The organism is Robiginitalea sp. (assembly GCF_982776155.1).
In genome coordinates, this window is record NZ_CEXZKX010000009.1 from 75,292 (window position 1) to 87,423 (window position 12,132).

Here is a 12,132-nt window from a genome sequence, read left to right on the forward strand (position 1 = left end):
CGAACTTAACAAATGCAGCTGAAGCAAGCGCCTGTTATTCCTTATCTTTAGCAGTCGGCAATTCGCAAATTATGAGGTGTATTGGATGGATATTAGGGGTGTTCCTGTTGTGCGCGTGCAGCGGGAAGCAGATTGAAAAAATCAATGGCGTTAGTTTTGTGGGCTCCCCGGAGCGTGCGAGCCAGGCCCATGTGGACGCCATCGTTTCCATAAACGCGGATTACGCCTCCGTCATGCCCTATGGGTTTATCCGGGAACCCGATACCCCGGAAATCATCTTCGATACGGACCGCCAGTGGTTTGGGGAAACCCGCATGGGGGCCAGGCAATATGTGGAATTGTTGCACGCCAACGGCATCCGGGTGATGATCAAGCCGCACCTCTGGATCTGGAGGGGGATGTTTACCGGCGATATGAAAATGGAAACCGAGGCAGACTGGCAGCGGCTCGAGGCATCCTACCGGGAATTCATCCTCAACTACGCCGATCTCGCCCGGGAAACGGGGGCCGATATGTTTTGTATCGGCACGGAACTCGAAGAATTTGTCAAGGCCCGACCGGCTTTTTGGGAAGGCCTGATCGCGGACATCCGGGAGCGCTACCGGGGGAAACTCACCTATGCCGCCAATTGGGACGAATACACGCGGACACCTTTTTGGGAAGACCTGGACTATATCGGGATCGACGCGTATTTCCCACTTTCCGAATCCCGGGACCCGGGGCTCGAGGAGATGCGCGCGGGCTGGCAGAAATGGAAAACGGAGATCCGGGAGCTCTCCCTGGAACTCGACCGCCCGGTGCTCTTCACGGAATACGGCTACCGGAGTATGGACTATACGGCCAAAAAACCCTGGTTGGTAGACCGGAATGACGAGCGCGTCAACCTGGGGGCCCAGGCGGAAGCCCAGCGGGCCCTGTTCGAGGAATTCTGGAGGGAGCCCTGGTTTGCAGGCGGTTTTGTCTGGAAGTGGTTCCTCCACCATCCGGTCTCAGGCGGTCCGGGGGACAACCGTTTTACCCCCCAGAACAAGCCGGCGGAAAAAGTCCTGCGCGAGTACTACGGCCGGTTCTGACAGCGGCCCGAAACGGTTAGCCGGGAGGATGGCCCCGCCAGCCGCCGGAAAATTCCCCTTGCATTTCGGCAGCATTTTTGATAATCTTTGTAAAACGCTTTTGAGGATGAGGGGTTCGTTTCTTGGTTTTATGGCAGGTATCTCATGGCTGGTCGGGCTGCCGTCCCATGCCCAAGACACGCTGCAGGTCGTGGCCGAACCCGGCGACGGCATCTTTTCCCTTTTGCGCAAGCACGGGGCCGATCCCGCCCGGCACATCGAGGATTTTATCGCGCTGAACGAACCCCGCCTCGGCGAGGGTGCCAGCCTGTACGAAGGGACTACCTACCTGATCCCCATACCATCCCCGGAAGAGGAGGCGGCTGAAGTACCCACGTTTGCGCGATACGATATTTTCGGGGAACAGTACGCCGAGGTCCCGCCGGAGAGCTCCCGCCTGGAAGGGGCCGTATTCTACCTGGTATCCGGCCACGGCGGCCCGGACCCCGGGGCGATGACCAAGTACAACGGCAAGCTGATTTCCGAGGACGAATACGCTTATGACGTAACCCTGCGCCTGGCCCGGAAGCTCCTGGCCCACGGCGCAACGGTGCATATCATCATCCGCGACCCGGACGACGGCATCCGGGACGCCCGCGTTTTGGAAATGGATACGGACGAAGTGGCCCTCCCGGACCAGGCCATCCCGCTCAACCAGCTGGCGCGGCTGAAACAGCGCGTGGAGGCGGTGAACAACCTCTATCTCGAGAACCGCGGGAAGCACCAGCGCCTGATTGTTACCCATGTGGACAGCCGGAGCAAAGGGCAGAATATCGACGTGTTCTTCTACCACCACAACAAGAGCCGTAGCGGCAAGAAACTCGCCGAGCACATCCACAAGACCTTCCAGGAAAAATACGCGTATTACCAGCCGGGCCGGACCTATACAGGCACCTTTGAAGACCGGAGTACGCTCTACCTGGTAAAAAACACCCTGCCGGCAACCGCGTTTATCGAGATTGGCAATATCCGCAACACCCGCGACCAGCGCCGGATCCTGGACCCGGACAACCGGCAGGCTTTGGCCAACTGGATATGCGAGGGGATCCTGGCCGATTACGAGGACCGCTAGGTGGCTTCCCCGGCCCTGGGGGCAAATCGGGAAAACCGGAAAATCAGGGCCGGTTCAGGGACCAGTCGTAGGCCAGGTATCCGATTTTTGCACCTTCGGGAAGCGGTTCTTCCAGATACTGGTTCAGGTAGGCCACCAGGCTGCCGTGCGATTCCGTAAAATCCTCTTTGTACCATTTGAATATTTTTGACAGCTCGGCTTTGTCCCCGCCGATCGCATTCCGGCCGGGGTCGTTGATAAATTCCCGTGCGGCCCGGTCCAGCTGGGACTCCATCTTATCCGCCGTAAAAGCAAAGGGTTGCAATACCGGGCAGGACGTAGAGGCACAATTGATGGCAAAATGGATCCGGGGCTCCCCCATCTTCCGGAGGATGTCGTGTTCGATGTTGTTGAGGTTGTAGGCCACCCCCCCGATGTTGAGGATGTTCTGCCCCCAGGGGTTCCCGATCCGCATGATGCTCTCAATGGGGAAATGATCCAGGATGAGCCGGATGGTGGCCGCATTGTAGAGGTTGATGTAGTAGGCCAGTTTTTCCTCACGACTCCAGGCGCCGGCGGGCGGGTTTTTTTCCAGGGTACTTATGTAGCTGTCGAGAACTTCCCGGTCCCGGGCAAAACCGTTGTAGTTTACCGTGCCGTTCGGATAAACATGTTGGCCGACCAGTTTGTTCCACGCTTCGTGTCCGGGCGGGTCCGGGTATCCGGGGGCCCCGGTGGCCGGGCGGCCGGAAACAAAAGTTATGGCCAGGGCCAGGATGGGCAGGAACAGGAGTACGCGTTTCATTTTATTGCGGGTTTAATTTATCTACGCAAAAGTGGCGCCAAAGGTTCAGTGGGGCCAGGTCTTCCCAGGCGGATGCGGTCCGATGGGTCAGCAACAGCCACCGCCGGTATAGTGCCAGGTGCTATCGCTCACGTGGATTTCCGCATTTTCAAGGGCCAGTGCAGCGGCGGTTTTATCGCAAACAGCCAGCGGCTGGTTTTGCACAAGCACATGGCCCTTCCCATCGTCGTATACTTTTTGGTTGCCATAATATATGGCGGTTTTTCCCGTAAATACGCAGGGGCCGTCTTCGGGCATGGGATCCTTGATGGCGGCCACTTCGATAGATTCGATCGGGATCAGCCGGTCTACCGGATAGTGGTTCGGGCTCAGGACCCGGTACAGTCGCCGTGCCCGAACCTCGATGGTGCCAAAGCCGGCATTCGTCAGTACGCGTATATAATCGTTTACAGGGATGCTCCCACTAAGGCAGAGTGCCCGGAGGCGGTCGTCGTTGCGAAGGGTTTGGCTCAGGGGTGTATCGCAAACCGGGTCGCTCATAACCAAACGGCCTCGGGGTTTCAGCACGCGGTACATCTCGGCAACAGCTAACCGCAGATCTTCCTCTTTGAAGATATTGAACAGGCAATTCTGGGCGGCCACATCAACGGATTCGTCGGCCACCGGCAGGTTCAGGGCATCCCCTTTCACCAGTTCCACAAAGCGGGGGTCAAACCAGGAATTTTCAGCCGCTGCTACCTGGAAATTGGCGCGGGAGGCCTCCAGCATTTCATCGACCACATCCACCCCGATCACCCCGCCCGGCTGTCGGGAAAAATAGGCAAACTGGAGGAGTTCCATCCCCCCGCCGACACCCACATAGAGGATTTTGGGATTGCCCGCGAGGTCTTGGGCATTGACGGTACTCCCGCAACCGTAATTCATTTCCTGCATGATTTTGGGCACAGTCAGGCCGGGGAGTTGCCAGATGGGGTTTGTTGTGCAGCACAGGCCCACATCCGGGGTCAGGGCAGCTTCACGGTACAATTCGTTGGTCGCTTTCAAATAGCTCATAGGAAGGGGGTTTGCCGACTGCGGAAAAGCAGGTGTGCATATCCGAACCGGGTTTCGTATTTCTGTCTTGGTAGCAATCCCCGGTATTTCCTTACAAGGGCTCGATGCTATTCTGTGCCTGGCGTACAAAAAAGATGCTATCCGTCCCCGCCGTTTAAATTTCCCGGATCAGTTCTTTCATGATCCGTACCAGGCCGGGTTCGGCCCGGGCGGCAACGGCCAGGATCTCCGTAACATTAACGGGCTCCAGGTGGTCCGGGTCTCCCAAATCGGTGATCACCGAAATGGCGGCAACCGGCAGTTTCAGGTGGTTGGCCACGATTACTTCCGGCACGGTGCTCATCCCCACGGCATCCGCGCCCAGGCGGCCCAGCATCCGGTATTCGGCCCGCGTCTCGAGCTGGGGCCCGAAAACGGCGGCATAGACGCCTTCCCGCAAGACGCAATCAGTACCTTTGGCAATCTCCCGGATCCGACCCTGCATCTCCCGGTCGTAGGGGCAGCTCATATCGACAAACCGCTCCCCGAAATCCGCGACGTTTTTAAAGGCCAGGGGGGAACCTCCCTGCAGGTTGATGTGGTCGGTGATCAGCATCAAGTCGCCCTTCTGGAAATCCAGGTTGACGGCCCCTGCCGCATTTGAGATCAGGAGTTTGCGGATACCCAGCCGCTCCATGACCCGGATCGGGTAGGTGATGTCGAAAAAGTCATAGCCCTCGTACAGGTGGAACCGCCCCTGCATCACCACCACCTTTTTTCCGTGGATGGTTCCGCAAAACAGTTTCCCGCTGTGAAACTCTACCGTGGCGAGCGGGAAATTCGGGATGTTGTGGTAATGGGCAACGCGGGAGTCTTCCAGTTCATCGGCCATCCGGCCAAGGCCGCTGCCGAGCACAATGCCGATTTCCGGGTTGTCGAAGCCCCGGTCCTTCAGGTAGGCTACGGATTTATCGAGTTGTTTTTCCGTCATTGGTAGCGTGATCTTTTAAAAAGGGTTCAAAGGCGGGGATGCCGGCAATGTCTTCGTAGTAATCCACATCGTTTCGGAAATCGAGCAGGTGCGGCCGGATTTTCCCAAGGGCATCCATCGTGTTGGGCAATACGGTGTCCGTCCCCCAGGCCATACCGCGGAAGAGTTGGGGCATCGGCCCGGTCAGGCCCATCAGATAGTAGCCGCCGTCCGTGGCAGGCCCGATGACCACGGGAGCATCCTGCAGCGCGTCAAAGGCGCGTGAGAGGTCGCCGGTGCCCAGGTCGTACAGGTCGCTGCCAATGAGTACCACCCGTTGGTACCCGGCGTCAAATGCGGTGCGGAAGGCGTGTTCCATACGCGCGCCCAGGTCCGGGCCCTCCTGGAGCCGGGGTTTAAAAACCGCGGGGTCCCAGAGTTTGCCGTCGCCCAGGTATTCACTGTAATAGACGAATTTATCGGTGTCCGGCAGGCCGGTGCACACGGCGGCCGTATGCCGGAGGAGGAAGGTATAGATACGCAATGCGGCGTCGTCCCCGACCGTTGCAGCCAGTCGGGTCTTACATTTGCCCCGTTCGGGGTTGCGGGTAAATACAAGCAGCGCCTGTTCGGAGTTTCGGGACACCAGCCATTCGATTTTTTACTGCTTCCCTGCGGGGGAGCAGTTATTTTAAGCGAATCAAATATACTGGTTATTCTTTGGGAAAATGAAGTCTTCCCGGTTGAATTCTTCCCGAAAAGGACCACCTTCGCCGGGGGTCCGGGTTGCCTTATTCCGGCATCCAGCGGTAGGCGTAGGCCATCATCGCAAGGATGTAGAGCCAGAAGAGGATCGGCGTGCGGTTTCGGTAGAGGAACGTCCCAAACCGGAACAATTTCCCCAGGTACAAATTGTGTTTCATAATCATATAGTGTTCCCGTAAAAGCATTATGGAAATCCCGGCAGGTGTTCAGGCTGCGGGTCCCGGTAACCTAGTCAAAGGGGAATCCCGTCCAGAGGCGGAATAAAAAGGCATATAGGACCACGAGGAACATGGCGAAACTGAACCAGGCAAAAATCCGGAAATAATTGCGCACGATCATGTTTCCGAGGTTCTTAAAAGCTTCCAGGTATATTTCTTTCAGGAGTAAAACTGTTTTCATAAAATAGGCTATTACGGATTAAAATTTGGTTGAGACAAAGCTTAAAAGTTTTCAGCGGAATTCCCGGCATTCTGGATTTTCGACGGATTTCTCTCGATTAATTGCAGGGAAGTTGTAATTCAACGGGAATTGCCGCAGTTGGCCGGTGCCCTGTCAATGCCCCCTGCTTCGGCCTTTGGAGGATTTCATCGGTGAAATGCAGGATCGCAGCCGGAAAGTGGGATTCTCCGTAAACCATCCGGGCGGACAGAAATTCGGACAAAAATTCGGATAGAATAACGGGCAGAAAAAAACCGATGCCTCCCGGCACCGGTTTAACCAAACTAACTCAATTCTGGCTTAGCAATTGAATGAGACCCAAATATCCCGGTTTTTTGATTGAGGCGTATTACGGGGGCGTGAAACTTAGGTTGTGGAATTGTAAAGGGTTGGGAGGAATTCCCGGGGAATTGCCAACGGATCAGGCGCGCTGGTTTCAAAACCTTAAAGGACCCGAAACTTTTTAATAATCCCTTATTGACATCCTGTTTATGTTAAATTGGGAATATTGAAGTTATCCAAATATGTTCTATGGCTAAAAGAGACGTCGAGCTCGTCGTCATTTCCGATGTACACCTGGGGACGTACGGGTGCCACGCAACCGAGCTGCTCGCCTACATGAAATCCATCCGCCCGTCCCGGGTGATCCTCAATGGGGATATCATCGATATCTGGCAATTCTCCAAGCGGTACTGGCCCCCGGCTCACATGAAGGTAATCCGGCAACTCGTGGACTGGGTTTCCAGGGGGGTTGAGGTGTATTACGTAACGGGTAACCACGACGAGATGCTTCGAAAATTTGCCGGGTCGTCCCTGGGGAACTTCCGGGTAGTCAATAAGGTGGTGCTGGAGTTGGACGGCAGGCGCGCCTGGTTTTTCCACGGGGATGTATTCGATATTACCATGCAACACTCCAAGTGGCTCGCTCGGTTGGGGGCCATTGGGTATGACGCCTTGATCCTGTTGAACCGCGGGGTGAATTATGTGAGCCTGAATATGGGCTACGGAAAACTCTCCATGTCCAAACGAATCAAGAACAGCGTCAAGTCGGCCATTAAATTCATCGATAATTTTGAGCTTACTGCAGCCGAAATCGCCGTAGAGAACGCGTATGACTATGTGGTATGCGGGCATATCCACCAACCGGTTATCCGGCGGATCGAGGCGTCGGAAGGTTCGGTGGTTTACCTGAATTCGGGGGATTGGGTTGAGAACCTGAGCTGCCTGGAATACGACCAGGGTGCCTGGAGGATCTACCGGTACGAAGATGACGTGCGGATGCAGGAACGCGCCCGGGAGGGTTCCGATGCCCCTGCGGCCTTTGAACACCCTCAAACCCATGCCGAACTCCTTCGGGAACTCATGGCAGAATAAGTATTGATGCGCATCCTTTACGCCATACAGGGAACCGGAAATGGCCATTTGAGCCGGGCCCGGGCCATTGTTCCGGAATTGCTGCGCCAGGGGGTATCCCTGGATTTGCTCGTGAGCGGGACCCAGGCAGACATCCCGCTTCCGTACCCGGTTAAATTCCGTTTCCGCGGCCTGAGTTTTATTTTCGGGAAACAGGGTGGAGTGGATTTTTGGCGGACCTACCTCAAGGCCAATTCCATGCGGCTTCAACGGGAAATCCGCCAGTTGCCGGTAGCGGACTACGACCTGGTCCTCAATGACTTTGAGCCGGTATCGGCCTGGGCCTGCAAGCTTCGGGGGGTTCCCTGCTGGGGGGTCAGCCACCAGGCAGCCGTCCTTTCGGCTGCCGCTCCCCAGCCGGAAAAGCCAGACCGCATTGGACGTTTCGTCCTTTCCCGGTATGCACCGGTATCCCGGCAGTTCGGTTTCCATTTCAAGGCCTATGAACCGGATATGTATACCCCGGTCATCCGCAACGGCATCCGCCATGCAACGCTTTCGGATTCCGGCCATTACACGGTTTACCTCCCTGCCTATTCAGACAGCCGGATTCTCCGCGTTCTTTCCGAGATTCCCTCGGTTAGCTGGCAGGTATTTTCCAAACACAGTCACCACGCCTACCGTTTCGGGAACGTTTCGATTCAGCCTGTGTCCAACCAGGCCTTTTTGGAGAGTATTACCTCCTGCCGGGGAGTCTTGAGCGCCGCCGGGTTCGAAACCCCGTCCGAAGCCCTTTTTATGGGAAAAAAACTCTGTGTCATCCCCATGCGGGCGCAGTTGGAACAGCAATGCAATGCCGCTGCCCTGAAAGCCATGGGTGTACCGGTACTCGCCGGCCTGTCCGCCAGGGAACTGCCCCGGTTGCAGGCCTGGGTGATGTCGGACAAACGGCTCCGGATGGATTACCCGGACCAGACCCGGGAACTGGTCCATCGCATCCTGGCTACCCGGACGGCTCCGGTTTGGGCGTAGCGGGGCGCCACCCGGCATCGAGCCCGCAGATTTCCCGCGCCATCGCCTCCAGGTCCATCCCCAGATGATCCCGGCTAAACCGCAGCACGAGTTGGCGTTCCCGCTCCGGCAGCGCTTCAAACCCCAGCTGGGCCCCGAGGATCATCCCTGCAACGGCGGCAACCGTGTCGTTATCCCTGCCGTAGTTGACAATAAACTGCATGGTTTTCATAAAGTCACCCTGGCCGAATTCCAGGCTGGCGATCAGGATCTGCCAGATTTCCCCGGCGTGGAAGGCGTGGGCCTTCTGGTCGCGTTCCAGGTTGGAATAGATAAATTCCTGCTGCCGCCAGCCCTCCGGGCCCTCCGGATACCCCGTGGGCACGAGTCTCAGGAGGGAATCCCTGGAAAAGTCTTTCGGCAGGGGCCGCAGCAACCGCGCCCGCTTGACGTAGTTCCGAGCGGAAAGAGCCAGTGTCAGGGAAATCCGCCCCACGAGCCGGCTGTCCTCAAAGCGATACGGGTCAATGAATACTGCGGTGTTTAGCAGGGAATCCGTCTGGCTGGTATTCATCGCCATCCGGGTCATGGCCGCTACCAGGGCCGAGATGTCCCGGGCGTATCCCAGATCGAACAGGGCGTGGTCATAAGCCAGACGGTAGGCAGCTTCCGGGTTTTCCGCCACCAGGCCCAGGGCCGGGGTATAGAGCATGCCGGCGCAGGTCAGGTCGCCCCCGTAAAACCGGTCGCGGGCCAGGTTGTAGGAATCCGGTCCCGCCTGGTAGGCCTGGGCAACGCGGGCCCATTCCCGGATCCAGTCCACGCGTTCCAGGGTGCTGTCGATGGCATCCGTGGACTCCAGCAGGGATTCATCCCCCAGATCCGATACCGCGGCTTCGTAATAATCCGTGAGCATGCGGGCAAATGCCCGGGGGGCCAGTTCGTTGCGGTTTTCCCCGATGTAGCCTGCCATCAGGGCTTTCCACCGGGTGTCGTCCGTGGTGGCCCCTGCCTGGAGGTTGTGGTCCCAGGTCCCTTCGGGCGACTGGGGGCGGATGGCCGGGGTTATCCCCTGTACATAGCCATAGGTCTTTTGGATATCCTTCCGGTGCCACATCTCGGTGGAGGCCCCCATGGCATCGCCAATGGCCGACCCCGCCAGGGCGCCGAGCACCTTGTCGTAATATCCCAGGGAATCCGGCAGGCCTATCGTACTCCCATAGGAAGATTTGATGGGGGACGGGATATCCGTCTCGCGGGAAGGCTCCGTTTTGCAGGCGGCCAGTGCCAGCAGGGCCGTGAGCGTGTATAAGGCCAACCGGGGAGTAGTGCAGGTTTTAGTTTCCATAGAGTACGAGTTTGCGGGCCGTCTCGAGAAGGTTGCGTTTTTCGTCCAGGGAACGTTCCAGGGGAAGCTGGGCCAGGCCGATCAGCCTGCGCAGGATTTCCGTGCCGGCTACCCGCCCCGTGAGCTGGGGGTCGGCGGGGTTCGGATACATGTCCAGCACCCGGCGCCATGCGTCCGGATCATTGGTGGCCATCACCAGATGGGCTGCCATCACTCCCAGGTCGAATTCGGGGAAGCCCGCAAAGCTGAATTCCGGGTCGATGATGTACGCCTTGCCATCAGCCTGCAGCCAACTGCCGGGGTAGTAGTCGCCGTGGAGCAGCGTGTCGCCCTCGCTGAGGTAGCGCTCGCCGAGTTCAGTAATGTTGTGAATCAGCGCCTGGTCGTTTAGGTAAGGGGCCGCCAGGGCGGCGAGGCCGGGCTGAACGTCGTCCAGGGAAAAGCCGTTATCCTCCCGGAAGGGCAGGACAAAGATATGCTGGTGGTTGAGTTGGCGGAGCTCCAGGTTGTCCGGGTAGTCCGCAGGGAGCGTACAGGCGTGGATCCGGGCCAGGGCTCCGGCCAGGGCCTGCAACGTTTCCGCGTCGGGTTGCTGGGTCCGGTAGAGGAAGGTCATGTCTTCCGCCTTGCCCAAGTCTTCCATCAACAGGAGGTGGGACGGCTCGTGAAAGCCGTATATGGCCGGCAGGTGGTCTTGGATGCCCGCCCCCTGCACTTCCCGGTAAAAGCGGTATTCCGTCCGGATCCGCCCTAAGGGGGCCGGGATGTCCGGGTATTTTTGCACATACGGACGGGACTGCTTTAATATCAGGGACCGGCCGGTGGTGGCAAGCCGCAGGACCACGTTCATATTGCCTTCCCCGGCCCGGGAAACTTCACGGACCGACTCCCCGTCTTCCAGCCAGCCCAGGCCGGACAGGAAGGCGGAGATCTCCTGGGGTTCGGAGTGGATATCGAATGCTTTCAAGGGTGTTGAATTTCCCCGAAAGATAGGAAGAATCCGGCTCCTTCCGGCAGGTGTTTCTGCAGGTTAGTCAAAGGCGAATCCGGTGGCCAGCCTGAAGATAAAGGCGTAAAGCACTACAAAGAACATCGCCAAGCTGAACCAGGCAAACAGCTTCAGGTAGTTGCGTACGATATAGTTTCCCAGATTGCGGAAGGCTTCCTGGTAGATTTCGCGGATAAGAGATACAGTTTCCATAACGATAGTATTTGAGGGTTTTGATTAGGAAACAATCCAGAGCCGGGCCAAACCTGCCGGGAGGGCGGAATTTTCGATGAAGTGTAGGGGAAATGGGGTGAGAGGGGGAGGATTTAACGATGACTTAATGATTTTGTGTTTATAACAAGTTAGATTCAGGGCTAAATATTGTTATGAAAATCATCACTTACACGCTCTGCTTTTTTGTTCTCAGCCTGGCTGCTATATGCGACCCGAACGAATATGAACGATGCGATTGTACCGTTCAATCTTTTGTGGCTGACCCTGAAGATCCGGATAATTATCTGCTCGATAGAGAGGTTCGCAAGGAGCGGATTTGCATTGAATCCCGGGATACGGTTTATCTCTCGCCTACCGAAAAGGAGGTTACTTTTGATTGCAGATAGGGGATTTGGGGTTTCTGGTTGAAGTGGGTATGGCTAATTTTGATAAATTCCTTTGAAACATCCACAAATGAAAAAGTATCTGTTACCTGCAATAGGTATACTGATCCTCTTTTACTCCTGCAATCGTGGGGCGCCTTTCATTCAAGTTAGCAATAATAGCAGCATCCACATCGACAGTATATTAATTCATATTCAAGATGTGGAGGTGGGGCGTTTGCTTGAATTGCGGTCAGGTGACGTTCAAAGGATAGCATTAGATACCGACAAGGAAATCTATCCTGGGGAAGCTTGCTACGGAATCAGGTTGTATGTTGATGGTCTTGTATTTAGGTCTACCTGCCCAGGATATATCGAAGGATGGATCCCTGCCAACGAGTCATTCAGACTGAGTGTAGAGGAAGATTCACTTAGAATTGATTTCGGGCCATTTTGAAGTGTTAAAGGTATTTGTATTAGAAGATGCCACTTTATTGCGGGTTTGTCTAGGGTCCCCGCCTGCGTTGCCGGCGACGCCCTCCAGGAGATACCTCGCTTCGCTCGGTGTTCCTTTGGTCCCCCGCCTGAAGTCGGAAGCCAGGAATAGTTTCGCTGCGCTCGCTGTTCCTTGGGTCCCCCGCCTTGCCGGGTGCCAGGAGATAC

General features: G+C 56.6%; 15 protein-coding genes. 6 read left to right on the forward strand and 9 right to left on the reverse strand.

Features of this window, described 5'->3' with window-relative positions; genetic code table 11:
- Positions 1-71 precede the first annotated feature (71 nt).
- Positions 72-1,073: a glycoside hydrolase family 113 gene (locus AC3DKS_RS13475; protein WP_041327003.1), complete on the forward strand. Its 1,002-nt coding sequence runs from the start codon at positions 72-74 to the stop codon at positions 1,071-1,073.
- 130 nt (positions 1,074-1,203) lie between these two features.
- Entirely contained in the window at positions 1,204-2,184 is a 981-nt protein-coding gene (locus AC3DKS_RS13480; protein WP_238528109.1) for an N-acetylmuramoyl-L-alanine amidase family protein, read from the forward strand.
- Positions 2,185-2,227: 43 nt separating this feature from the next.
- Here the strand turns inward: AC3DKS_RS13480 and AC3DKS_RS13485 are convergent, their stop codons facing one another.
- From AC3DKS_RS13485 to AC3DKS_RS13510, 6 genes are all read right to left on the reverse strand, one after another.
- Positions 2,228-2,968, reverse strand: coding sequence for a DUF547 domain-containing protein (locus AC3DKS_RS13485; RefSeq protein ID WP_272607122.1), 741 nt, complete (start codon positions 2,966-2,968; stop codon positions 2,228-2,230).
- Between the two features lie 87 nt (positions 2,969-3,055).
- Positions 3,056-4,021: an arsenosugar biosynthesis arsenite methyltransferase ArsM gene (gene arsM, locus AC3DKS_RS13490; protein ID WP_272607123.1), complete on the reverse strand. Its 966-nt coding sequence runs from the start codon at positions 4,019-4,021 to the stop codon at positions 3,056-3,058.
- A 154-nt stretch (positions 4,022-4,175) separates the two neighbouring features.
- Positions 4,176-4,991 (reverse strand): purine-nucleoside phosphorylase, encoded by an 816-nt coding sequence (locus tag AC3DKS_RS13495; RefSeq protein WP_272607124.1) that lies wholly within the window; start codon positions 4,989-4,991, stop codon positions 4,176-4,178.
- The gene (locus tag AC3DKS_RS13500) at positions 4,969-5,616 is read right to left on the reverse strand and encodes a TIGR04282 family arsenosugar biosynthesis glycosyltransferase (RefSeq protein ID WP_015753737.1); all 648 of its coding nucleotides are present in this window, start codon (positions 5,614-5,616) and stop codon (positions 4,969-4,971) included. Before AC3DKS_RS13500 ends, AC3DKS_RS13495 begins: the two co-directional genes overlap by 23 nt.
- A 145-nt stretch (positions 5,617-5,761) precedes the next feature.
- Positions 5,762-5,893 (reverse strand): hypothetical protein, encoded by a 132-nt coding sequence (locus tag AC3DKS_RS13505; protein ID WP_262500409.1) that lies wholly within the window; start codon positions 5,891-5,893, stop codon positions 5,762-5,764.
- Positions 5,894-5,963: 70 nt separating this feature from the next.
- Positions 5,964-6,134, reverse strand: a complete 171-nt coding sequence (locus tag AC3DKS_RS13510; protein WP_015753739.1) for a DUF6747 family protein — start codon at positions 6,132-6,134, stop codon at positions 5,964-5,966.
- Positions 6,135-6,704: 570 nt separating this feature from the next.
- Between AC3DKS_RS13510 and AC3DKS_RS13515 the strand changes: the two genes are divergently transcribed.
- Positions 6,705-7,547, forward strand: a complete 843-nt coding sequence (locus tag AC3DKS_RS13515; protein WP_015753741.1) for a UDP-2,3-diacylglucosamine diphosphatase — start codon at positions 6,705-6,707, stop codon at positions 7,545-7,547.
- 6 nt (positions 7,548-7,553) lie between these two features.
- Positions 7,554-8,558: a glycosyltransferase family protein gene (locus AC3DKS_RS13520; RefSeq protein WP_015753742.1), complete on the forward strand. Its 1,005-nt coding sequence runs from the start codon at positions 7,554-7,556 to the stop codon at positions 8,556-8,558.
- Here AC3DKS_RS13520 and AC3DKS_RS13525 read toward each other — a convergent pair.
- From AC3DKS_RS13525 to AC3DKS_RS13535, 3 genes are all read right to left on the reverse strand, one after another.
- Entirely contained in the window at positions 8,530-9,885 is a 1,356-nt protein-coding gene (locus AC3DKS_RS13525; RefSeq protein WP_474731926.1) for an ADP-ribosylglycohydrolase family protein, read from the reverse strand. The two genes, AC3DKS_RS13520 and AC3DKS_RS13525, sit on opposite strands and share 29 nt — an antisense overlap.
- Positions 9,875-10,852, reverse strand: a complete 978-nt coding sequence (locus tag AC3DKS_RS13530) for a phosphotransferase (RefSeq protein ID WP_474731929.1) — start codon at positions 10,850-10,852, stop codon at positions 9,875-9,877. The genes AC3DKS_RS13525 and AC3DKS_RS13530 overlap by 11 nt, the downstream gene beginning before the upstream one ends.
- A 63-nt stretch (positions 10,853-10,915) precedes the next feature.
- Positions 10,916-11,086, reverse strand: a complete 171-nt coding sequence (locus tag AC3DKS_RS13535; RefSeq protein WP_015753745.1) for a DUF6747 family protein — start codon at positions 11,084-11,086, stop codon at positions 10,916-10,918.
- A 173-nt stretch (positions 11,087-11,259) separates the two neighbouring features.
- On the opposite strand from AC3DKS_RS13535, the gene AC3DKS_RS13540 reads away from it, so the two are divergent.
- Positions 11,260-11,493 carry a hypothetical protein gene (locus AC3DKS_RS13540; RefSeq protein WP_272607127.1) on the forward strand — a complete coding sequence of 78 codons (234 nt, stop codon included), beginning with the start codon at positions 11,260-11,262 and terminating at the stop codon, positions 11,491-11,493.
- Between the two features lie 67 nt (positions 11,494-11,560).
- Positions 11,561-11,926 carry a hypothetical protein gene (locus AC3DKS_RS13545; RefSeq protein ID WP_474731932.1) on the forward strand — a complete coding sequence of 122 codons (366 nt, stop codon included), beginning with the start codon at positions 11,561-11,563 and terminating at the stop codon, positions 11,924-11,926.
- Positions 11,927-12,132: the final 206 nt, after the last annotated feature.